The 353-nt window shown below is 71.4% G+C and carries 1 pseudogene; it reads left to right on the top strand.

Annotated features, from left to right (window positions below):
• Positions 1–254: pseudogene (locus tag ACEN88_RS34740) on the top strand (type VI secretion system Vgr family protein); the annotation flags it as partial.
• Positions 255–353 lie beyond the last annotated feature (99 nt).

The following is a 353-nucleotide window of genomic DNA, read 5'->3' as shown; positions in this document are numbered from 1 at the left end:
CCCGTGTGGCCGTGCTGTCCGGCCTGAAAAGCCAGGCCATGCGGGCCAGCGGCAACGGGGCCGGCGCGTACAGCCAGCTCGTGTTCGACGACACGCCGGAACAGGCGCGCGTGGCGTTGCAGCGGCATGCAAAGGCGCATCGGGGGACGGCGGAGCTGAATCTCGGGCATCTGGTGCATCAGACGGATAACCAGCGGCTGGGGGCCGTGGGGCTGGGGGCGGAGCTGAAGACGGAGCATGGGGTGGCGGTGCGCCCCCCCCCCCCCCCGGCACGTTCGCCCCCGCCGCCCGCGGCCCCAGCGCGCGCCCGGGGAAACCCACCACACGCCAACCACAAAGCAAAAAAACCAAAA

Origin of the sequence: Massilia sp. CT11-108 (genome assembly GCF_047302915.1) — a bacterium.
Lineage (GTDB): Bacteria > Pseudomonadota > Gammaproteobacteria > Burkholderiales > Burkholderiaceae_D > Telluria > Telluria orientalis.
Note: the sequence above shows the minus strand (reverse complement) of the source record. Positions and strands in the feature narration are given on the sequence as shown.